Source organism: Paracoccus zhejiangensis, from assembly GCF_002847445.1.
GTDB classification, from domain to species: Bacteria; Pseudomonadota; Alphaproteobacteria; order Rhodobacterales; family Rhodobacteraceae; genus Paracoccus; species Paracoccus zhejiangensis.
This window is the reverse complement of the sequence record NZ_CP025430.1, coordinates 887,536-908,820: the sequence shown is the minus strand read 5'-3', so window position 1 is coordinate 908,820 and position 21,285 is coordinate 887,536. Positions and strand designations below refer to the sequence as shown.

General features: G+C 65.5%; 22 protein-coding genes and 1 tRNA gene. 7 read left to right on the top strand and 16 right to left on the bottom strand.

Annotated features, from left to right (window positions below; translation table 11 throughout):
- The first annotated feature begins 26 nt into the window (after positions 1-26).
- Positions 27-2,123: a TRAP transporter permease gene (locus CX676_RS04580; protein ID WP_101754138.1), complete on the top strand. Its 2,097-nt coding sequence runs from the start codon at positions 27-29 to the stop codon at positions 2,121-2,123.
- Positions 2,120-2,509 carry a DUF1850 domain-containing protein gene (locus CX676_RS04575; protein WP_101751571.1) on the top strand — a complete coding sequence of 130 codons (390 nt, stop codon included), beginning with the start codon at positions 2,120-2,122 and terminating at the stop codon, positions 2,507-2,509. The genes CX676_RS04580 and CX676_RS04575 overlap by 4 nt, the downstream gene beginning before the upstream one ends.
- Before the next feature lie 47 nt (positions 2,510-2,556).
- Here the strand turns inward: CX676_RS04575 and CX676_RS04570 are convergent, their stop codons facing one another.
- The 3 genes from CX676_RS04570 to CX676_RS04560 form a co-directional block, all read right to left on the bottom strand.
- Positions 2,557-3,246, bottom strand: a complete 690-nt coding sequence (locus CX676_RS04570; protein ID WP_101751570.1) for a hypothetical protein — start codon at positions 3,244-3,246, stop codon at positions 2,557-2,559.
- A 47-nt stretch (positions 3,247-3,293) separates the two neighbouring features.
- Complete coding sequence (locus CX676_RS04565) at positions 3,294-3,695, bottom strand: DUF883 family protein (protein ID WP_101751569.1); 402 nt, start codon at positions 3,693-3,695, stop codon at positions 3,294-3,296.
- Between the two features lie 175 nt (positions 3,696-3,870).
- Positions 3,871-3,947, bottom strand: a tRNA-His gene (locus CX676_RS04560).
- Between the two features lie 103 nt (positions 3,948-4,050).
- Between CX676_RS04560 and CX676_RS04555 the strand changes: the two genes are divergently transcribed.
- Positions 4,051-4,281, top strand: coding sequence for a DUF6324 family protein (locus tag CX676_RS04555; RefSeq protein ID WP_101754137.1), 231 nt, complete (start codon positions 4,051-4,053; stop codon positions 4,279-4,281).
- A 16-nt stretch (positions 4,282-4,297) separates the two neighbouring features.
- Here the strand turns inward: CX676_RS04555 and CX676_RS04550 are convergent, their stop codons facing one another.
- From CX676_RS04550 to CX676_RS04520, 7 genes are all read right to left on the bottom strand, one after another.
- Positions 4,298-4,753 (bottom strand): MmcB family DNA repair protein, encoded by a 456-nt coding sequence (locus CX676_RS04550; protein ID WP_101751568.1) that lies wholly within the window; start codon positions 4,751-4,753, stop codon positions 4,298-4,300.
- A 399-nt stretch (positions 4,754-5,152) separates the two neighbouring features.
- Positions 5,153-6,055 carry a DUF481 domain-containing protein gene (locus CX676_RS04545; RefSeq protein ID WP_101751567.1) on the bottom strand — a complete coding sequence of 301 codons (903 nt, stop codon included), beginning with the start codon at positions 6,053-6,055 and terminating at the stop codon, positions 5,153-5,155.
- 513 nt (positions 6,056-6,568) lie between these two features.
- On the bottom strand, positions 6,569-7,042 hold the full coding sequence (gene nusB, locus CX676_RS04540) for a transcription antitermination factor NusB (RefSeq protein WP_101751566.1): 474 nt from the start codon (positions 7,040-7,042) through the stop codon (positions 6,569-6,571).
- On the bottom strand, positions 7,039-7,587 hold the full coding sequence (locus CX676_RS04535) for a 6,7-dimethyl-8-ribityllumazine synthase (RefSeq protein WP_101751565.1): 549 nt from the start codon (positions 7,585-7,587) through the stop codon (positions 7,039-7,041). Before CX676_RS04535 ends, nusB begins: the two co-directional genes overlap by 4 nt.
- Before the next feature lie 5 nt (positions 7,588-7,592).
- Positions 7,593-8,711 (bottom strand): 3,4-dihydroxy-2-butanone-4-phosphate synthase, encoded by a 1,119-nt coding sequence (gene ribB, locus CX676_RS04530; RefSeq protein ID WP_101751564.1) that lies wholly within the window; start codon positions 8,709-8,711, stop codon positions 7,593-7,595.
- A 69-nt stretch (positions 8,712-8,780) separates the two neighbouring features.
- Positions 8,781-9,353: a hypothetical protein gene (locus CX676_RS04525; protein ID WP_101751563.1), complete on the bottom strand. Its 573-nt coding sequence runs from the start codon at positions 9,351-9,353 to the stop codon at positions 8,781-8,783.
- Between the two features lie 5 nt (positions 9,354-9,358).
- The gene (locus CX676_RS04520) at positions 9,359-9,952 is read right to left on the bottom strand and encodes a riboflavin synthase (protein ID WP_101751562.1); all 594 of its coding nucleotides are present in this window, start codon (positions 9,950-9,952) and stop codon (positions 9,359-9,361) included.
- 313 nt (positions 9,953-10,265) lie between these two features.
- On the opposite strand from CX676_RS04520, the gene CX676_RS04515 reads away from it, so the two are divergent.
- The 3 genes from CX676_RS04515 (at position 10,266) to CX676_RS04505 (ending at position 14,757) form a co-directional block, all read left to right on the top strand.
- Positions 10,266-11,522, top strand: a complete 1,257-nt coding sequence (locus CX676_RS04515; RefSeq protein WP_332872945.1) for a capsule biosynthesis protein — start codon at positions 10,266-10,268, stop codon at positions 11,520-11,522.
- Positions 11,523-11,636: 114 nt separating this feature from the next.
- Positions 11,637-12,755, top strand: coding sequence for a polysaccharide biosynthesis/export family protein (locus CX676_RS04510; RefSeq protein ID WP_408634485.1), 1,119 nt, complete (start codon positions 11,637-11,639; stop codon positions 12,753-12,755).
- Positions 12,756-12,762: 7 nt separating this feature from the next.
- Positions 12,763-14,757, top strand: a complete 1,995-nt coding sequence (locus tag CX676_RS04505; protein WP_101751560.1) for a capsular polysaccharide biosynthesis protein — start codon at positions 12,763-12,765, stop codon at positions 14,755-14,757.
- On the opposite strand, the gene ribD is transcribed toward CX676_RS04505, so the two are convergent.
- Together ribD and nrdR are read right to left on the bottom strand one after the other, a co-directional pair.
- The gene (ribD, locus tag CX676_RS04500) at positions 14,754-15,731 is read right to left on the bottom strand and encodes a bifunctional diaminohydroxyphosphoribosylaminopyrimidine deaminase/5-amino-6-(5-phosphoribosylamino)uracil reductase RibD (protein ID WP_101754135.1); all 978 of its coding nucleotides are present in this window, start codon (positions 15,729-15,731) and stop codon (positions 14,754-14,756) included. The genes CX676_RS04505 and ribD overlap by 4 nt on opposite strands.
- 23 nt (positions 15,732-15,754) lie before the next feature.
- A complete protein-coding gene (nrdR, locus tag CX676_RS04495) occupies positions 15,755-16,216 on the bottom strand; it encodes a transcriptional regulator NrdR (protein WP_101751559.1) in 462 nt (153 codons plus the stop codon).
- A 180-nt stretch (positions 16,217-16,396) separates the two neighbouring features.
- Here nrdR and CX676_RS04490 point away from each other — a divergent pair, with 180 nt between their 5' ends.
- Positions 16,397-16,600, top strand: coding sequence for a dodecin family protein (locus CX676_RS04490; protein WP_101751558.1), 204 nt, complete (start codon positions 16,397-16,399; stop codon positions 16,598-16,600).
- Here CX676_RS04490 and CX676_RS04485 read toward each other — a convergent pair.
- The 4 genes from CX676_RS04485 to rpoD all read right to left on the bottom strand — a co-directional run bounded on the left by CX676_RS04485 (position 16,597) and on the right by rpoD (position 21,112).
- Positions 16,597-17,028: a secondary thiamine-phosphate synthase enzyme YjbQ gene (locus tag CX676_RS04485; protein ID WP_101751557.1), complete on the bottom strand. Its 432-nt coding sequence runs from the start codon at positions 17,026-17,028 to the stop codon at positions 16,597-16,599. The two genes, CX676_RS04490 and CX676_RS04485, sit on opposite strands and share 4 nt — an antisense overlap.
- Entirely contained in the window at positions 17,025-18,572 is a 1,548-nt protein-coding gene (gene rmuC, locus CX676_RS04480) for a DNA recombination protein RmuC (protein WP_101751556.1), read from the bottom strand. Before rmuC ends, CX676_RS04485 begins: the two co-directional genes overlap by 4 nt.
- 145 nt (positions 18,573-18,717) lie before the next feature.
- Complete coding sequence (locus CX676_RS04475; RefSeq protein ID WP_101751555.1) at positions 18,718-19,143, bottom strand: BLUF domain-containing protein; 426 nt, start codon at positions 19,141-19,143, stop codon at positions 18,718-18,720.
- A complete protein-coding gene (gene rpoD / locus CX676_RS04470) occupies positions 19,133-21,112 on the bottom strand; it encodes an RNA polymerase sigma factor RpoD (RefSeq protein WP_101751554.1) in 1,980 nt (659 codons plus the stop codon). Before rpoD ends, CX676_RS04475 begins: the two co-directional genes overlap by 11 nt.
- Positions 21,113-21,285: the final 173 nt, after the last annotated feature.

The following is a 21,285-nucleotide window of genomic DNA, read 5'->3' as shown; positions in this document are numbered from 1 at the left end:
CCTTTTCCTTCATGCGGACCAAATCCATGACCGAACCCACCCATCCGGCCCCGGCCGGCGATCCCGATCTGGGACTTCACGACCCGCTGTCCGACAGCTTTCCGCCCGGTTTCGAGGGCAAGCTTCTCTTCTGGATCGCGGTGGCCTTCTCGCTCTACCAGATCGCCATTGCCGCCCATATCGTCACGCTCTCGAGCCAGGTCCAGCGGGCGCTGCACCTGGGTTTCCTGATGCTTCTGTGCTTTCCGCTCTTGGCGGCGCTGCGCCACCGCACCGGGCCATGGAAGATCGTCGCCTGGCTGATGGCGGGTCTGGGGGTCCTGGTCGCGGGCTATCAATGGGTCGAATATGTGCCTCTGATGCTGCGCTCGGGCGCGCTGAACCAGATGGATGTGATCATCGGGGTGATCGCGCTGGTGACGACCTTTGCCGCCGCCTGGGTGGTGATGGGTGCCGCCCTGCCCCTCGTCGCCGGCGCCTTCCTGGTCTACGCCCTCTTCGGGCAGTATTTCCCCGGACCGATGCAGACACGCGGCTATGACTTCGCACAGGTGATCGAGCAGATGGCCTATGGCACCGAGGGCATCTATGGCACGCCGCTTTACGTCAGCGCGACCTATATCTTCCTCTTCATCCTCTTCGGCGCCTTCCTTGAAAAGGCCGGGATGATCAAGCTCTTCACCGATGTCAGCCTTGGGGTCGTCGGCCACAAGATGGGCGGCGCGGCGAAGGTGTCGGTCGTCTCGTCGGGGCTGATGGGTACCATCTCGGGCTCGGGCGTGGCCAATGTCGTGACCACCGGGCAATTCACCATCCCGCTGATGAAAAGCTTCGGCTACCGCCCCGCCTTTGCCGGCGGTGTCGAGGCTACCGCCTCGATGGGCGGGCAGATCATGCCGCCGGTCATGGGCGCCGTGGCCTTCATCATGGCCGAGACGCTCGGCGTCGAATATATCGAGATCGTCCGCGCCGCGATCATCCCGGCCATCCTCTATTTCGCCAGCGCTTTCTGGATGGTCCATCTCGAGGCCGGACGCCGCAACCTGCGCGGTATGGCCAAGGAAGACCTGCCCTCGGCCTGGGCGGCGGTGCGCGAGGGCTGGTACCTGATCCTGCCGCTGGCGGTGCTGGTCTACCTGCTTTTCTCGGGCTACACGCCGCTTTTCGCCGGCACCGTGGGCCTTGCGCTGACCATGTTCCTGATCCTCGGCGCCTCGGCCGCGCTTGGCCTGCCGCAGGGCGTGCTGCGCTATATCTTCTGGATCGGGCTGGCGCTGGTCGCGGCCAGTTTCCTCGAGTTCGGCAACAAGTCCTTGTGGCTCGGCATTGCCGCGCTGCTGGCGTGGAACGCGATCAGCAAGGGCGGGCGCGAGACCATCGTACAGGTCATCGACAGTCTGGCCGAGGGGGCCAAGACCGCCCTGCCCGTCGGCGTCGCCTGTGCGCTGGTGGGCATCATCATCGGCACCATGACCCTGACCGGGGCGGCCAATACCTTCGGCATGTACATCGTCAGCGTCGGTGAAAACAGCCTGCTACTGTCGCTGATCCTGACCATGCTGACCTGCATCGTCTTGGGCATGGGTATCCCGACCATCCCGAATTACATCATCACCTCGACCATCGCCGCCCCGGCACTGCTGGACCTGGGCGTGCCGCTGATCGTGTCGCATATGTTCGTCTTCTATTTCGGCATCCTCGCCGACCTGACGCCCCCCGTTGCGCTGGCCTGCTTTGCCGCAGCCCCCATCGCCAAGGAAAGCGGCCTCAAGATCAGCTTCGAGGCGGTCAAGGTCGCCGCTGCCGGCTTCGTCATCCCCTATATGGCGGTCTATACCCCGGCGCTGATGTTGCAGGATGGCGGGCCGCTGTCGCAGGCGATCGGCTACCTGCCGGCGGTCGGTTATATCGTGCTGAAATGCGTCCTCTCGATCGGCCTCTGGGGCACGGCGGTGATCGGCTGGCTGGGCAAGCCCTTGCCCATCTGGATGCGGCTTCTGGCCGCTGCCGGGGCCTTCACGCTGATCGCGGCGGTGCCGATGACCGACGAGATCGGCTTCGCGCTGGCGGCGCTGTTCGCCGGGCTGATCTGGCTGCGCCGCGACCGCCCAGCCCCGGCATGAGCGCCTGCCTGATGGCGGGCGCGCTGGTTCTGACGCTTACCGGGGATCGCTTCGTGCTCGACTGGACCCATTCGGTCGAGCGCACGACCTGGCGCGAGGACTGGCAGGTGCAGGGCGGTGCGCTGGTCCTGACCGGAGCGGCGGTGAAGGGTTCGGGCGCCGGGATGGAGCCCGGTCCGGGCGCGGTCTTGATGGATGGCTGGTGGGTCTGGACCCCGGACCTGCCGCCACAGCCGCAGCTGACGCTTGCCGCAAGCGGTGCGACAGGGGGCGGCTGGCGGCTTTGCGATCCGGAGACAGAGCCACAGCATTGCACCGAGTTGGGGGATGCGGCGGGCCAGCCGATCACGCTGAGGCCCTGCCCCGGTGATCAACTGAACAACTGAAACGGCAAAAGGGCTGCCCTCCCGGACAGCCCTCTCACCAGGTAAACTTATCGGACGGAGGGATCTTCGTCGTCATAATAATCGTCAAAATCGTCATAGGCCCCGTCGTCAAAGGCGTCGTCGCGTCGGCGGCGCTCGCCCAGTTTCGAGGCCAATGTCAGGCCGATGGCAAAGGCTCCGACCAGCTTGGCCATGCTGCCGGCGTTCGAATTCGCCGCCGCCTTGGCCTGCCGCGCGCCTTCCTGCACGGTCTCCTTGGCAGCTTCGACATTCTCGGCCGACAGCCCGACCTTGCGGGCGGTGTCACGCACGGTCTCGCCGGTGTCGCTGACAAAACGGTTGGCCGTCCCCGTGGCGCGATCCAGAAGCGCATTCGCCCGATCGGTCGCACCATCGACAATCCGCATCGCCTCGCTGCGCGCACGCAGCGCCGCGGCATCCGCGGCCAGCGTCAGACGCGCCTCGACCTCGCGTTTCAGATCGTCGGTGGTCGGTGCCTCATGAGTCACGCGGCCGCCCACCATCAGCAGGATCAGCCCGATCAACAGGAAGCCCCCGCCAATGGCGAGCGAAGCATTCATCGCCCCCCAGCCAAGTCCAGTCGCCAGGTAGGACCAGAGCGCGGCCAGAAGGAAGCCGAGCCCGATGACCATCACCCCGCCGGCAGCCGCCTTCAGGGCCGAGCGGCGCAGGGTATCCTGCACCGCCAGCTTCATGTTGCGTGCATAATCGAACATTCGGGATCGTCTCCGATGTCAGGTATCGCTGCGGGGCAAGCCGCGCCTCAGCGGCGCGCCAGGATCAGTCCGATCAGGAAGCCAACACCGGCGGCGATGCCAAGGGCCTGGGCCGGCTTGCGGCGCACCAGGTCCGAGACTTCGTCATAGTAATCCTCGGCGTAATGGGCGACCTCGTCGGCGCGCTTCTTGCCCGCACTGTAAAGACGGTCGGCCTCTTGGCGTGCGATATCGGCATATTCACGGCCCGCATCACGCGCGGCACCGGCCAGTTCGGCACCCTTTTCCTTCACGCGCTCGACCGAATCCGAACGAGTGACGTTGTCGAGGGTTTCGCGCGCCTGGTCGGCGACGCGGCGTGCGCCCTGACGCAGTTCCGATGCGGTTTCCTCGGCAGCGGCCTTCACGTCGCGCTTGGCGTCCTCGGCGGAATAGTTGTGGCTGGACATGTCACAGGTCCTTTCTGCGGCTGAATGTCGTTTCGCCAATCAACCAACAGGACGCGGCCATTGTTCCCTGAACCCGGGGAAATATTTGTTTAATGCACCCGGCCAGAGCCCAGTGCGCAGCCGCGCAAGCAAGCGGCAACCGCTTGTTCTCGCAAGACTATCGATGTCTGGAAGATGGTACCGCCTCCCCGGCTCGAACGGGGGACCTCTAGATCCACAATCTAGCGCTCTAACCAACTGAGCTAAGGCGGCACAGGGCGGTTCTGTAACGCCGCCCCGCGGCCGATGCAAGCCCGACTTGCCGGGAATTTCACCTCGCGTTATGGATGGCGACCGAAAAAAGGGAAAAATGGCCATGGGCATCAACAGCGAAAGCAACATCGCCGCCAATCTGCAGATCGGCCCGACCGATCGCGGCATGGTTCGCATCTATATCGAGGCCGAGGGTGTCGACCTGCCGCTGGATTTCGACGCGGACGAGGCCACCGAGATCGCCGAGGAACTGCTGGCCGCGGCCGAGGCCGTGCGCGGCATGGGCGAGAAACCGGGCGGCGGCAAGGGCGGCAAGGGCAAACAGCGCCGCTGAGCCCCCTGCCCGCCTCTCAGATCGCCCCGTCCGCCAGGCTGGCCGGATCGATCATCCCGTGCAGCCGCAGCGCGGCAGCACGGCCAAAATCCCGGATCAGCCGGCTGCGCCGCGCCCCGGCCAGCGGCGTCAGCGGTGCCATGCGCTGGATCTCGGCGCCGAAGGGATCGGCGAGGATCAGCCCGGTCTCCTCGGGCAGCAGCTCCTGCGGGAAATCGCCGTCCACCGCCCAGAAGTAACGGTCGCTCCATTCGAGATAGCCCTGCCACTTGTGGTCACTGGCGAAATCGGCGCGGCTGCTTTTGCATTCGACGATCCAGATTTCGCCCTTGGGGCCAAGGCTTATCAGATCGACCCTGAGGCCGCGCGCCGGTACGAACTCGGCCAGCACTGCATGGTCAAGGCTGCGCAGCAATCGCGCCACGCCGCGTGCCAGCCGCTGGCCGGCCATCGGGGGAAGCTGTTCATCCATCGCGCCAGCATGAACGAAACGGAAACATCCGGCAAGCCGCTTCTTTCTCGTCCAAATATCCATCCCCCGCTTGAAACAATCCCGGCCCGGGCCTATTTTTCGCGGTGGCGGGCTTCTGCTCTTCGCGCGAGTGGCCTTTTTTCCACTGGCCTATAAATTTTCCGAGGGGGCTGGCTCTGTCCTGACCCTGGTCTGGTTACCCGGCGCCCACCTGAACTATCAGGCTTTCGGGAAATCTGACGCTGCCGCGGTTGCTGCGGTTCCCGCCACCTGACAAAGCCGCCCCGGTCACCTGCCGAGGGCGGCTTTTTCATGTTCCTTGCATCGACCGCGAATGCAGAAAGGCGGGCCCGAAGACCCGCCTTTCGCAGAGAGACTTATGATCCGAGGGATCGTGGATCAGAAGCCATAGACGAGCGACACACCCAGCGTGTTGTCCGTGCGGATGTCGCGATCCGATTGGTACTCGGTGGTATAACTCACTTTGGTGGCCAGTTGTTCCGACATCTGGAAATTCACCCCGAACTGGTTGGTCGCCACGTCGTTGGCGTCCGAGGTCAGGTAGTCGGTGTCGTTGGTCACGAAGATGTTCTCGTTGAACCGGTGGTAGAAGCGCGACGACAGGATGTAGCCGGTGTCGGTATCCGACTCGTCGTCGACATACTGCTGACCGGTCTGGGTGTAACGCACGCCAACGCCGGCCTGCACGCGCCATGCGGTGCTGTCGGTGTTGATGACGCGGTAGCCCGGACCGAAGCCGAGGAAGCCATCGCGACGCAGGTCGGTCAGTTCTTCGGCAACGTCTTCGTCACCCGGGTAGTCGGCTTCGCCGTCGACCAGGCTGTCGATGGTGAAGCGGCCCAGGGCGAAGGCATAGAAGCGGTCGTTGAAGTAGTACTGCGCATCGTAGATGCCGCTGACTTCTTCCTTGTCCTTGTTGCCGTCGTCATTCTCGCTGAACTCGATGGCCAGGCCAACCGACTGAGCGAAGGGCCCCTGGTTGTAGGAGACGCGGCCGGCAACGCCCAGGTCCTGAGCGTCCGAGTTGCCCGACGAACCCGCGTAGGTCAGCGCCATCGAACCGAACAGGCCCTGGCGGCGATCCTCGGGGCCAAAGCGCTCGCTGTCCTGGCTGCGCTCGAAATCGTCGGTAACGGCATCTTCGATATCGGTGATCTGGTCATCAACAGCCGACACGCCGGTCGCGTTGGCACCGGCAGCGATCTCGGTCTGGGCAAAGGCGGGGACCGACAGGGCCGCGAAGATCGCGGTTGCGCCGGCCAGGAGTGCTACGTTTTTCATCTTTCAGTCCTCATGAACCGTTTCTGTGATCGTGACGTCATCGGGACGTCCGAGCATCTCTGCGGGGTTACAACTGGACCTCTTGCGCTTCGGTTTGAAGGCTGTCTGAAATCGATGAATCGCGTCAGAATTTCCTGTGTTATCTTGCATTTCCGCAACAAGCGATGATTTGCCGACACGGCCGCGTGAGCAATTGTGACGGAACCGAACATGGTTAACGCATTGGTTAACAAGTTCAGGCACTTGTGGAGTGACGCAACGCCAAGATGTATCACAATGCTACCGGTCGCGTAAAAAGACTATTCGGTTTGCCGAAAATTGCGGCAGGATCCCCGCCCCGCCGACCGGGCCGACCTGTTGCGGAATGAACACGCTTCTGTCCCGACATTTCCTGCAGGCAGAGACCGCCGTTGGCCGTGATCGGGCCGACGACTCAAGGAATGGCAGGTTTTCAGGGGGCGGGATAGCCCGGCGGGCGCAGCTGCGTCCGCCGGCAAGTCCCGGGGAATGGCCTCAGCCAAACGCCTCCGGGCGCAGGGAATGGGCCATGTGATCCAGCACCGCATTCACGAATTTCGGCTCGCGGCCCTCGGGGAAGAAGGCCTCGGCCAGTTTCACATATTCGACGATGACCACGCGCGGCGGGGTCTTGGGCGTCACCAGTTCGGCCCCGGCGGCGCGGAACAGCGCCCGCAGCACCGGATCGATGCGGTCGATCGGCCATTTCGCCACCAGAGCCCGGTCGGTCGACTGGTCGATCCGCGACTGCCAGGTCACCGCGTCATCGGTGATGCGGCGGAACAGGTTCTCGTCAGCTTCGGGCTGCACCCCGCCCTCGTCCTCGGCGCCGATGCGGAAATCGCGGAACTCGCGCTGCACCCGGTCGGCCGACTGGCCCGACGCCTCCATCTGGAACAGCGCCTGAACGGCATAGAGGCGCGCGGCTGCACTCAGCGCGCGCTTTTCGTCTGATCGTGCGCTGCTCATGCCCGGCCCGATCCTTCCAACTCACCGGCCAGCCGGATCACGTCATGATCGCGCTTGCCACCCGGCTTTGCACCGCCGCCCCATTTCCGGCTGAGCGCGATCAAGTGCAGCGCCGCTGCCGCCGCGCCGCCGCCCTTGTTCTGGCCGTTGGGGTCAGCCCGCACTTCGGCCTGCGCCATGTTCTCGACCGTCAGGATGCCATTGCCGATGGCCAGCCCCTGCAGGCCCAGCAGCGTCAGCCCGCGCGAGCTGTCATTGCAGACTGTGTCGTAATGCGTCGTCTCGCCCCGGACCACGCAGCCAAGCGCCACGAAGCCGTCGTAATTCGCCAGCCGCCCGGCCATGCCGATGGCGGTCGGGATCTCCAGCGCGCCCGGCACCTCGATCAGGTCAACCGTGGCACCCGCCGCCTCGGCGGTGGCGCGCGCGCCGGCGATCATCCCCTCGGCAATGGCCTTGTAATAGGGGGCCACCACGATCAGCAGCCGCACGGGGGCGTCAAAGCTCGGCAGGTCAAGCTGGTGATGTTCGGTATTCGAGGCCATGGCGGTCAGTCCTTCGGGATCGGGCGGGTGGAATGGATCGAAAGCCCATAGGCGTCAAGCCCCACCACCCGGGTCGGTGCCGAGTTCGACAAGAGGATCAGCTCGCAGAGGCCAAGCGCCGACAGGATCTGCGCCCCAAGCCCGTATTGCCGCAGCGTGTTGGGGCTGGCCTCGCCCGGAACGGTGATGGTGTTGTTCAGATCGCGGATCAGCACCACCACGCCCCGGCCCTCGCGGCCGATTTCCTCCATCGCCGCGCCAAGCGTGCCGGCGCTTTCGCGACCGATGCCCAGCACGTCATGCAGGGGTTCCAGCGAGTGCATCCTGACCAGCACCGGCTCGGGCGTCGAGAGATCGCCCTTGGTCAGCACGATATGCTCGGCGCCGCGGGTCTCGTCGGCGAAGATGCGCATCATCCAGTCGCCACCATGGACCGAATGGACGGCCTTCTGCGCCCGCTCGGCGATCAGGTTGTCGTGGCGGCGGCGATAGGCGATCAGGTCGCTGATGGTGCCGATCTTCAGCCCGTGCCTCTGGGCAAAGGCCACCAGGTCGGGCAGGCGCGCCATGCTGCCATCGTCGTTCATGATCTCGCAGATCACACCAGAAGCGTTCAGCCCGGCAAGTCGCGCGATGTCCACGGCGGCCTCGGTATGGCCGGCGCGTACAAGCACGCCACCCTCGCGGGCGCGCAGCGGGAAGACATGGCCCGGCGTGGCGATGTCGCCCGCGCCCTTGGTCGGGTCGATGGCCACGGCGACGGTCCGCGCCCGGTCATGGGCCGAGATGCCGGTGGTCACGCCCTCGCGCGCCTCGATCGACATGGTGAAGGCGGTCTCGTGGCGCGACGAGTTCTTGGGGCTCATCAGCGTCAGGCCAAGCGCGTCGATGCGATCGCCCGGCAGCGCCAGGCAGATCAGCCCGCGCCCATGCGTCGCCATGAAATTGATCGCGTTCGGTGTCGCCATCTGCGCCGGGATGACCAGGTCGCCCTCGTTCTCGCGATCCTCGTGATCGACGAGGATGAACATCCGGCCGTTCCGGGCGTCATCGATGATCTCTTCCACACCGGAAATGGCGTCAGACCAGTCACGCTCGACCGGGCCGGGTTTTTCATACTGCATGGTTCGCCCCTACGCTGCTGCCCTGCGGTCTAGCCCAAGGCCCGGCAAAGAGCCAGAGCTTGCGCCGCGTCAAAGGCTTCTGCGATTGCCTTCAAAGTAATCCTGACCGCTGAGAAAACCAGCGAGCCCGCCCGCCGCCATCATCTCGCGCTCGTGCTCGGTTTCGCCGATCATCAGCACCCCGTCGCCGGGCAGGCCCTCGGCCTTCAGCCAGGCCTTCATCTCGTCGCGCATCCCGGTCCAGCTCGTGCCGAAGGGCATCAGCGGACGGGCGGACACCGCGCCGATCCTTGCGCCAAGCGTCGCCGGGTCCAGTCCCGGTGCGGCACCCAGATGCCGGTCGGCCGCCAGTCCGGCGATCCGCGCGACCCGCAGCGGATCAGGTGACTGGCTGTCGCGGAAGACCGCAAGCCCGTTCGAGGAAAAGAGGAAGGCCACCAGGTCGCGCCCGGTTGTTGCCCGGACGCCGGCATAGGTCTTGTAGTCGAGCCCCAGCGCCTTGGCCCGTGCCACCCGGGTGCGCACCACCTCGACCGGCAGGCGCGGCCCCAGTAGATCGGCCCGCGCACGCCGCCAGCAGGTCGCGCGCCAGCTTGCGCCCTCGACCTCCGGCCCGCGGTTATGCCCGATCCCCGCGCCCATCGCCCTCAGCCCGCCTCGGCCAACCGCGCGACATAGCGCGCCAGCGTGTCGATCTCGAGATTGACCGCGTCGCCCACCGCCGCATCGCCCCAGGTGGTGACCTCCTGCGTGTGCGGGATGATGTTCACACCGAAGCGGTTGCCCTCGACCTCGTTCACGGTCAGCGAGGTTCCGTTCAGCGCCACCGACCCCTTGGAGGCGATGAAGCGGGCCAGCGAGGGCGGCGCGGCAAAGGTGAAGCGCACCGAGTCACCCTCGTCATGCATTTCCTCGATGGTGGCCACGCCATCGACATGACCGCTGACGATATGGCCGCCCAGCTCGTCCCCCACGCGCAGCGCGCGCTCGAGGTTCAGCCGGTGGCCGGGCTGCCAGTCGCGGGTGCCGATATTGGTCTTGCCGATGGTCTCGGCCGAAATATCGACATCGAACCAGTCGCTTCCCTTCGCGACGACCGTCAGACAGACGCCTTCACAGGCAATCGAAGCGCCGATATCGACCCCGGCCATGTCATAGGAACAGCCGATCCGCGCCCTCAGGTCGCCGCGCTGCTCGACCACGCGTACTTCGCCGATATCCGTGATGATTCCCGTGAACATGTCCTGACCCCTGCCTTCGCTTGCTGAAAATGAGGTAGGCGATTGCTCCAAGGCGTTCAAGCACCTGCATTCACCGCAAATCTGCACATCAAACCTGTCATTTTAGACAGTTTTGCGACAGAGCGGCTGGATTTGAAATCGCTTCCATGCAACTTAAAGCCTGTACCCCGGATCGGCGTTTATGCCCGCCTGCCCTCCGGACCTTTTTACGGTTTTCCAGTTTGGTTCCACAGGGCAGATGTATCAGAAACACATAGAATCGATCTTCTCCGTTGGCCGGCGCGGACCGGACGAACCACGGACATTCCTGCTGTTGCAAGGGCCGCATGGTCCCTTCTTCGACAGGCTGGGAAAACAGCTGCGCGCCGCCGGGGCGACCGTCTGGCGCGCAGGTTTCAATGCCGGTGACGAATTCTTCTGGTCCGACAAGGCGCGCTATATCCGCCATGCCGGCCCGATCCAGACCTGGCCCGAGCATCTTGAACGCATCATCGCCGAACGCGGCATCACCGACATCGTGCTTTACGGCGATGTGCGCCCGGCCCATGCCGCCGCCCGCGCTGCTGCGCGCCTGCACGGCCTGACGCTGCATGTGGTCGAAGAGGGCTATCTGCGCCCCTACTGGGTCACCTACGAGCGGGGCGGTTCCAACGGCCATTCGCGGCTGATGCAGATCGACCTGCCCGAGATGCAGGACGCGCTGAAGGATGTCGATGACGAGACCCTGCGTCCGCCGGCGCGCTGGGGTGACGTGAACCAGCACAAGTTCTACGGCGCCTTCTACCATTTCCTGGTGCTGGTCGCGAACCGCAAATACCCTGGCTATCGCAGCCACCGCGAGATCAGCGTGATGGAGGAATTCCATCTGCAGCTGCGCAAGCTGCTGCTCAGCCCGCTGTTCATGATCCAGAGCTGGATCGAGTCGCGCCGGATCCGCCGCGGCGGCTTCCCCTATCATCTGGTGCTGATGCAGCTGGAGCATGATTCCAGTTTCCGCGCCCATTCCTCCTATGACCGGATGAAGGAATTCACCGACGAATGCCTGACGGAATTCGCCCGCAGCGCGGCGCAGCATCACCACATGGTCTTCAAGGCCCATCCGCTCGAGGATGGCCGCTCGCGCAACCGGCGCAACATCTTTGCCAAGGCAGCCGAACTGGGCATCAGCGACCGGGTGCATTACCTGCGCGGCGGCAAGCTGGCGCAATTGCTCAGCCAGGCCCGCGCCGCGATCACGGTGAACTCGACCGCTGCGCAGCAGGCGCTGTGGCGCGGACTGCCGGTCAAGGTCATGGGACGCGGCGTCTATGACAAGCCCGAGCTGGTTTCACCCCAGTCGATCGGCGAGTTCATCAAGAACCCGCAACCGCCCAGCAGCCGGGCCTATCGCACCTATCGGTCCTACCTGCTGCATACCAGCCAGATCCCCGGTGGCTTCTACGCCGCCAGATCCCGGGCCCCGGCACTGCGTCACATCGTCGACATGATGCTGGCCCCCGCAGATCCCTATGAGGCGCTGGCTGACGGCTGTGCGGCACATCGACAACAGCTTGCGGATCAACTGGTCTGAGCGGCTAAAACGATGGCAATGCCGGGAGACTGTCGCTAGTCTTCCCGGCAAGCGTCCCCCACCAAGAGGGGAATCAACTGACTACAGGAGTATCTCGAGGTGACAGTTCCGAGAATGGGCCGCGGTGGCATGCTGCGACTGGCCATGATGGCTGCAGTCTGCGCCCTTGCCGCCTGCGGTTTGCCCCGCTCTGGTCCCAGCAAAAGTGAAATTTACGCCGGCTCGGTCGAACGGGGCGGCGATGCGCATATCATTTACGTCAACAACCACGTGACCCGCACGGCGAATTTCGCGCCGTCCTACGGGTTCTCCCGGGCCTTCCAGGCGGCCAGCGCCGTTGGTGCCGACGAAATCCGCTCGGGCGACGTGCTGGGCATCGCGGTCTGGGAAAACGTCGATGACGGGCTTCTGGCCTCGCTCGGCGCCAGCTCGACCCAGTTGCAGCAGATCCAGGTCGACAGTTCGGGCAACATCTTCGTGCCCTATGCCGGCACCATCCGCGCCGCGGGCAGCACCCCAGACCGGCTGCGCCAGACCATCACCGACCGGCTCTCATCCCAGACCCCCGACCCGCAGGTCACCGTGACCCGCGTGGCCGGCGACGGCGCCACCGTCTCGGTCATCGGCAAGGTCATGTCGCAGGGCGTCTATCCGATCGAGCGGCCGACCCGCACCCTTTCGGCGATGCTGGCGCGCGCCGGCGGTGTGTCGATCGAACCCGAGGTTGCGGTGGTCACCGTCAAGCGCGGCAACGAGGCCGGCAAGGTCAGCATGACCGAGCTGTGGTCCTCGCCCTCCAATGACATCGCCCTGCGCCCCGGCGACATCGTTCTGGTCGAAGAGGACCAGCGCAGCTTCACCGCCCTTGGCGCGCTTGGCGGCCAGACCCGCGTTCCGCTTGGCAACGAGACGATCAACGCGATCGAGGCCATCGCGATGGTCGGCGGTCTCGCGTCCAGTCTCGCCGATCCGACGGGCGTGTTCGTGCTGCGCGACGAGCCGGAATCGGTCGCAAGCCAGGTTCTGGGCCAGCCGGTCTATGGCACGCAGCGCATGGCCTATGTGCTGGACCTGACCCGTCCGAACGGTCTGTTCCTCGCCCGCGACTTCCTGATCCGGGACGGCGATACCGTCTATGTCACCGAGGCACCCTATGTGCAGTGGCAGAAGACGCTCTCGGCCATTACAGGCAGCGCTTCGACTGCCGACAGCCTGTCCAGCATCGGCGAATAAACCGCCGATGCCATCGACCGGCCAAGATGCCGCCGGGCCAATCGTCCGGCGGCTTTTTGTTTACAATGGCGGCTTCTGGCTGCGGCCACGCCTGAAGCGCATCATGGCACTGGCCGGCTGGCAGATCACCGCCGGCCTGCCCGGTCCCGGCGATCCGGTCGGCATCTGGGGGGCCTCGCCCACCGCATGGCGCGGCCGCGCCGTCTCAGCGCGCCGGGGCGCACCGATTGTAACCGTCGAAGATGCCTTCCTGCGCTCGGTCCTGCCGGGGCGCAGCAAGACGCCGCTTGGCCGGCGTGGCCCGGTCGGTTTGCTGATCGACCCGCTGGGGCTGCATTTCGACCCGTCGCGCCCGTCGCTGATCACGTCGCTGGTGGCCCAAGGCGCGGCACATGAGGACCGTGCCGCCGAGGCCATTGCCCGCCTTCGCGCCGCCGACCTGTCGAAATACAACGCCCATCTGCAGGGTGCCCCCCTGCCCCGCGCCGGCTATGTGCTGGTGATCGACCAGACCCGTGGCGATGCCTCGCTGCTGGGCGCCGGGCGCGCCGAGTTCCTGCAGATGCTGGCGGCAGCGCGCGACGAGAACCCGGGCAAGCCGGTGCTGATCCGCAGCCATCCCGAAACCGCCGCCGGGTTGCGACCCGGCCATTTCACCCGCGATGACCTGCGACCCGGCGACGCGTTCAGTGATGGCCCCGTCTCGCCCTGGAAACTGGTCGAAAATGGCGATGCCGTCTATGCCATCAGCAGCCAGCTTGGCTACGAGGCGCTGCTGGCCGGCCACCGCCCACGGATTTTCGGCGCGCCCTTCTATGCGGGTTGGGGCCTGACCCATGACGAAACCGCGGCACCGCGCGGCAGTGCCAGTCGCGAGGCGCTGTTCGCCGCGAGCCACCTGCTGGCGCCCACATGGTATGACCCCTGCCTTGACCGGCTGACCGATTTCAACGGCGCGCTGAACCAGATCGAGGCCGAGGCCCGCGCCTTCCGTCAGGACCACGCGGGCCATCTGGCCTACGGGATGCGGCTCTGGAAACGTCCCTTCATCGCCCGCGCCTTTGGCGATGGGCAAGGCGTCCGCTTCACCAAGACCCCCGGCCCCGAGGTCACGCTGGCCTGGGCCAACCGCGCCGACGAGGTTCCACAGGCGATCCGGGTCGAGGACGGTTTTTTGCGCTCGCGCGGCCTCGGCGCGGAACTGACGCCGCCGCTGTCGCTGGTCGCCGATGATCTCGGTATCTATTACGACCCGACGCGCGAAAGCCGGCTGGAAGGGCTGATCGCCCAAGGCCCGCCACCGGACGGCGAAGCGCGGGCGGTGGCGCTGGTCGCGGCCATCCGGGCCGCGCGGCTGTCGAAATACAATCTCGCGGGAGCGTCCGCGCGGCTACCCGACGGTCCCGGACGGTTGATCCTCGTGCCCGGTCAGGTCGAGGATGACGCCTCGATCCGCCTTGGCGCTGGCACCGAGCGCACCAACCTCGCACTGCTGGAGCGCACCCGCGCCGAGAACCCGGATGCAAGGCTGATCTACAAGCCGCATCCCGATGTCGAGGCCGGCTTGCGCCCCGGTCTCATCGCCGAAGTCGATCTGGCCCGCCTCGCCGATCACGTCGCCCGCAAGGCCGATCCGGTCGCGCTTCTGGACCAGGTCGACGAGGTCTGGACCATCACCTCGACGCTGGGGTTCGAGGCGCTGTTGCGTGGGGTGCCCGTCACGACCCTCGGCGCTCCCTTCTATGCCGGCTGGGGCCTGACCCGCGATCTGGGCAACATCCCCGACCGGCGGCAGGCCCGTCCCAGCCTCGCCGCGCTGGCCCATGCCGTGCTGATCGCCTATCCGCGCTATCTCGACCCGGTCAGCGGGTTGCCCTGCCCGCCGGAAACCGCGCTGGTGCGTCTCGCCGATCCCGATGCCCCGCGCGGCGGCCCGGCGCTGCGCCTTCTGGCCAAGGCGCAGGGCGCGCTGGCCGGTCATGCCTGGCTCTGGCGGCGCTAAGCCCTGAGCCAGCGGTGGAACAAGTCGGCGCCGATGCGGCGGCTTTCGACCAGCCGAAAACGCGGTGCATCGGCCAGCGATGCGAGATCCATCGCCCCGACCGAGGCCAGGCCTTCGGCGCCCAGCACCACCCCGGCGGTATAGCCGATCAGTTCATCGACCAGCCCGGCGCGCAGAAGCGAGGCCGCCAGAACCCCGCCACCCTCGCAGAAGACGCGGGTCAACCCGCGCGCGCCAAGGTCGGCCATTAGCTCTGCAGGATCGCCCGAGACCTGCCAGAGCGGCCCGAAATCCGGCCCCTCCGGCGGCAGATCGGGCAGATCACCGGATGACACCACTACCCGCACCGGCTGGCGCACCGCGCCAAAGCCGCGGACGTTCAGCGAGGGGCGGTCGGCGCGTGCCGTACCGCCGCCGACCATCACCGCGTCACTCATCAGCCGCAGTCCGTGGACATGAGCGCGCGCCGCCGGCCCGGTGATCCAATGGCTTTCGCCCGTCGCCGTGGCGATGCGGCCATCGAAACTGGCAGCGAGCTTCAGCACCAGCCAGGGCCGCCCACGTTCGATCCGCGACAGGAAGCCGGCTTGCAGCGCCCGGGCCTCGGCCTCGCGCACCCCTTCCTCCACCTCAACGCCGGCCGCGCGTAGGATCGCATGGCCGCGCCCGGCCACGCGCGGATCGGGATCGGTCATGGCGCTGACCACGCGCGCAACCCCCGCCGCCACCAGCGCCTCGGCGCAGGGCGGCGTGCGGCCGTGATGGGCGCAGGGTTCCAGGGTCACATAGGCGGTCGCACCGCGGGCAAGTGCACCGGCCTGATCCAGCGCAACCCGCTCGGCATGGGGACGCCCGCCGGGTTGCGTCCAGCCGCGCCCGACCACGTGGCCATCCCGGATCAGCACGCAACCCACGGCCGGGTTCGGCCAGACATTGCCCAGGCCACGCCGCGCCAGGCGCAGCGCATGGGCCATGTGGCGCGCGTCCTCGGCCCGGCTCACTCTTCGGTATTGGGCCGCAGCTCGGCCACGAATTTGTCGAAATCGCCGGCGTCCTGGAAGTTCTTGTAAACGCTGGCAAAACGGACATAGCCGACATTGTCGATCCGCGACAGCGTCTCCATCACGATCTCGCCGATGACCTTCGAGGAAATGTCGGTCTCGCCGGTGCTTTCCAGCCGCCGCACGATGCCCGAGATCATCTGCTCGATGCGCTCGGGCTCGACCGGGCGCTTCTGCATGGCGATGCGGATCGAGCGGGCCATCTTGTCGCGGTCGAAATCCTCGCGCTTGCCATTGGTCTTGACCACGACCAGATCGCGCAGCTGCACCCGCTCGTAGGTGGTGAAGCGACCCCCGCAGGCCGGACAGAGCCGGCGGCGGCGGATGGCGACGTTGTCCTCGGCGGGACGGGAATCCTTGACCTGCGTGTCGTTGTTTCCACAAAACGGGCAGCGCATTCCGGTATGTCCCCCTCGGTCGCGATCCGCAGCCACTATAGGACCGCCCGCAGGGCTTGGGTAGCCTTATCCACAGCCCACAAGATGCAGCCGAGGCATTCTGTGGCGCGAAAGCCGCGCGCCGGGCTGAACCCGATGCTGCCGGCGGACGTTGGGTCGGCACATGCAAGGAGGATTGTTATGAGCATTGCACGTGTGACCGAAATCTCCGCCACCTCGGAAAAGGGCTTCGAGGATGCGATCCGCCAAGGGCTGCAGCGGGCCAATGATACCCTGCGCAACGTCAAGAGCGCCTGGGTCAAGGAGCAGTCGGTCGATTGCGAGGGCGGCCAGATCAGCCGCTTCCGGGTCAACATGATGGTGACCTTCGTCCTCGACGACTAAGCACCCGTCATCGGCAGAAACAGCGCCGCGACCTCCCGGGTCTGCGGCGCTGTCCGGTGTTCAACCAGGTAGATCCCCTGCCAGGTGCCGAGCCGCATTCGTCCCCTGACCACCGGGATTTGCAGGCTGACCGGCAGCACGGCGGCCTTCAGATGCGCCGGCATGTCGTCGGGGCCTTCCAGCGTATGGCGCATCCAGCCCATCGACGGATGATCGCCCGGCGGCGCGATCCGGTCGAGCCAGCCCAAGAGATCGACCTGCACATCCGGATCGGCATTTTCCTGAATGAGCAGGCTGGCGGATGTATGCCGCACCATCAGCGTCAGCAGCCCCTCGCCCGCTTCGATTTCTGCCAGCCAGTTGGCGACCTGCCTTGTAAAATCGTGGCAGGCCGGGCCATGGGTGCGCAGGGTGAAGGTGGTGTTCATTCTGCCGCGTCGCGTGGCAGGTCCTCGGGCGCGGGCAATTCGCCGCCGCCGAGTTCCTCATCCGGCTCGCCATCATGGTCCAGACCGATGCGCTTCTGCGCCCGTGCGCCGAGCACCCGTAGCTTCTCGACATGGCTGATGACATTGCCCTTGCCGCGCGACAGCCGGTCCATCGCCTGCCGATGTGCATTGCCGGCCGCGTCGAGCGACTTGCCCACGGCCTCCATGCTGTCGACGAAACCGGCGACCTTGTCATAGATCGCCCCGGCGCGGCGGGCGATTTCAAGCGCGTTGGTCTCGCGCCGCTCGACCATCCAGATATGCTCGACCGTGCGCAAGGTCAGCATCAGCGTGGTGGGCGTGGCAAGGCCGATGCGGCGGTCGAGTGCAAAGCTGGCCAGATCGGGATCGACCCGCAGCGCCTCGGAGAAGGCACCCTCGATGGGGATGAACATGAGCACGTAATCGACCGAGGCATCGTCCATGGCATCATAGCCCTTGTCCGACAGTGCGGTCACATGGGCGCGGATGGCGGCGACATGACGTTTCAGCGCGGCCTCACGATCGGCAGGTTCGGTGGCGTTCACCGATTGCTCATAGGCGTTCAGCGAGACCTTGCTGTCGATGACCAGCACCTTGCCACGGGGCATCCGCACCACCACGTCAGGCCGCCACAAGCCACCGCCCTCGTCGCGGAAACTGCTTTGCAACTGGTAATGCGTGCCCTCCTGCAGCCCTGATTCCTCGAGGATCCGCTGCAGGATCATCTCGCCCCAGGCACCCTGACGCTGTTTCTCGCCCTTCAGCGCCCGGGTCAATTCCACCGCCTCGCGGCTGATCTCCTCCGACCGGCGGTGCAGACCCTCGATCTGTTCGCGTAGTCTCGCACCTTCCTCGTCCAACACCTTGTTTCTGGCCTGCAATTCGGTCTGGAAGCGATGCACCTGATCGCGGAAGGGGGTCAGCAGGGCGTTCAGCTGTTCACCCTGGACCTTCTGCATGTCGGCGCCTTGAACGCGCAGGGTTTCCTGCGCCATCAATTTGAAATTGCCTGACATTTCCTCGCGCAATTCACGTAAGGTGGCAATCTCGCGCGCCGCTGTCTCGCGATCCTTCTCGGCCGCGAGACGCAGCTGCCCCAGTTCATTCTCCAGCCGCGCGGCCTGCTGACGGGCCTGGTGCAGCGCGTCGGTCAGCCCGTCCCGTTCCTCATTCAGTTCCGCCAGCCGTCCCTCGCGCGCCTCGAGCCGGACATCCAGCTGCCCGGCCCGCAAGCTCTGCTCGCGCGCCGCCTGCGCCTCGGCCTTCAATTCGGGTTCCAGCCGGGCAATCGTGGCGGCCTGACGCGACAGGTCCTCTTCCATCCTGCGGTTTTCGCCGCGTAGCCAGTCGCCATCTGCACGGGCTGCCGCCAGCCGACGCCGCGACAGGACATGGACGAGCAGCAGCAGCGCCAATGCAACCACAGCCACCGCCAGCCACAGCTGCAGCAGGGCAGTGTCGGCCAGCCACATCGCCATCCGTGCGCGCCATTCCTGGGGCATCTGCTCTCCTGCCGCTTTTCTTGTTCCCTTTTTGTGCCTGTTTCTCGCCCGCAACGCAACCAGATGTTGCGGTCAGGATTAATGAAACCCACAAAAAAGCCCGGCCGCCTGCGCGACCGGGCCTGATCAGTTCACCCCACCGGGATCAGACGCTGATCGCCACCAGGAAGGCCGAGACGCTGCCCGCATAGGCGATGCGGTCGATGGTCGAGACCTGGTTCGAGGCAAACCAGTCGAGCAGCGAGGCACGATGCCGGTCGGTCGCACGCATCGACCAGTCGGCAAAGCGCCGGGCCGTCAGCGGGCCATAGGACAGATCGGTCATGTCCTCGTGGCGGGGATCATTGCGGATCAGCGCGATGATCATGTCCAGCGCGATCTTCGGACCCTCGAGCCATTGAAAGAACAGCCCATCCTCGAAATGCAGGCAGCCGGTGACACCGCAACTTGAATTGCGGTTGCGGGCCTCGGCGACGATGGTCCGCAAATCCTCGGCAGTGAAATTGGCCCGAGCATTGCTGCGATAGAGAAAATGCGTCAGCCCGTCCTCGGGCCCGTGCTCACTGGTCAAGGAAGGATCTCAGCTTTCTGCTGCGCGAGGGATGTTTCAGCTTTCTCAGCGCCTTGGCCTCGATCTGCCGGATCCGCTCGCGGGTGACGCTGAACTGCTGGCCGACCTCTTCCAGCGTATGGTCGGTGTTCATGCCGATGCCGAAACGCATCCGCAGAACCCGCTCCTCGCGCGGGGTGAGGCTGGCCAGAACCCGGGTCGTGGTTTCCTTCAGGTTCTCCTGAATGGCCGAATCCAGCGGCAGGACGGCGTTCTTGTCCTCGATGAAATCGCCAAGCTGGCTGTCCTCCTCGTCGCCGATGGGGGTTTCGAGGCTGATCGGTTCCTTGGCGATCTTCATCACCTTGCGAACCTTTTCCAGCGGCATCTGCAGCTTTTCGGCCAGTTCTTCCGGCGTCGGCTCGCGGCCGATCTCGTGCAGCATCTGCCGGCCGGTGCGCACCAGCTTGTTGATCGTCTCGATCATGTGGACCGGGATACGGATGGTCCGAGCCTGGTCGGCGATCGAACGCGTGATCGCCTGCCGGATCCACCAGGTCGCGTAGGTCGAGAACTTGTAGCCGCGGCGATACTCGAACTTGTCCACGGCCTTCATCAGGCCGATATTGCCTTCCTGAATGAGATCAAGGAATTGCAGGCCACGGTTCGTGTATTTCTTGGCAATCGAGATGACCAGGCGCAGGTTCGCCTCGACCATTTCCTTCTTGGCCTGACGCGCCTCTTTCTCGCCGCGCTGGACCTGGTTCACGATGCGGCGGAATTCCTCGATGTCGACGCCGACATATTGGCCGACCTCGGCCATATCGCCGCGCAGCCGTTCCACCTGGTCGCGCGAGCGATCGAACAGCGCCTGCCAGCCACGACCCGACTGGCTCATCATCCGGTCGACCCAGGCCGGGTCCAGTTCCGAGCCGCGATAGGCGTCGATGAACTCGCGGCGGTTGATCCGTGCGGCATCGGCCAGCTTCACCATGCCCGAGTCGATGGTCACGATGCGGCGGTTGATGCCGTAAAGCTGGTCGACCAGCGCCTCGATGCGGTTGTTGTGCAGGTGCAGCTCGTTCACCAGCAACACGATTTCGCCGCGCAGCTTCTGGTAGGCGGTCTCGTCCACGGAGGAGAAGCTCTTGTCCTCGTTCAGGGTCGAGGACATGCGCTGGTCCTGCATGTTGGCCAGCATCTCGTAATCGCGGGCGATCGCGCCGAGGGTTTCCAGAACCTTGGGCTTCAGCGCCGCTTCCATCGCCGCCAGCGACAGGTTGGCGCCGTCATCCTCGTCATCCTCGTCCGAGGCCAGCGGGCGACCATCGGCATCCAGCTCCTGCTCGGATTCCTTCTCGGCGGCGGGTTGCTCGGTCAGCTCTTCCTCGTCCTCCTCGCCCTCGCCGTCGCCGTCCAGCGACTGGCCGAAGGTGGTCTCGAGGTCGATCACGTCGCGCAGCAGGATGTCTTCGTCCAGAAGTTCCTGCCGCCACATGGTGATGGCCTTGAAGGTCAGGGGGCTTTCGCAGAGGCCCGCGATCATGGTGTTGCGACCGGCCTCGATGCGCTTGGCGATGGCGATCTCGCCCTCGCGGCTCAGGAGTTCGACCGAACCCATCTCGCGCAGATACATGCGCACCGGATCGTCGGTGCGGTCCAGCTTCTCGGTCGAGGCGCTGGCCAGCGCCACCTCGCGGCCGGTGGTGCTGGTGGTGGCCAGTTCGCCACCGCTGGCCTCGGCCTCCTCGGCCTCGTCCTCGTCCTCGATCACGTTGATGCCCATCTCGGACAGCATCGACATGACATCTTCGATCTGCTCGGAACTGACCTGCTCGGGCGGCAGCACGGTGTTCAACTGATCATAGGTGATGAAGCCGCGCTCGCGCGCATCAGCGATCATCTTCTTCACCGCCGCCTGGCTCATGTCCAGCGTATGGGCGTTGTCGTCCTTGTCGTTCTTCTGGTCGTCGTCGTCCTTGGCGGCCATCCAGGGGCTCCTTCTCGAGGCGCAGTGATTCGTGCTCGGCGAATCACGAGTCGGTCAATTCGTGTATATAAGGCCCGAAACACCCGAATCAAAGGGCGCAAGGGTTAATGATTCGTTGATCCCGAATCATCCCGCCGAATCAGCGGGCGAATCGGCAATCGGGGTGGCGGGTC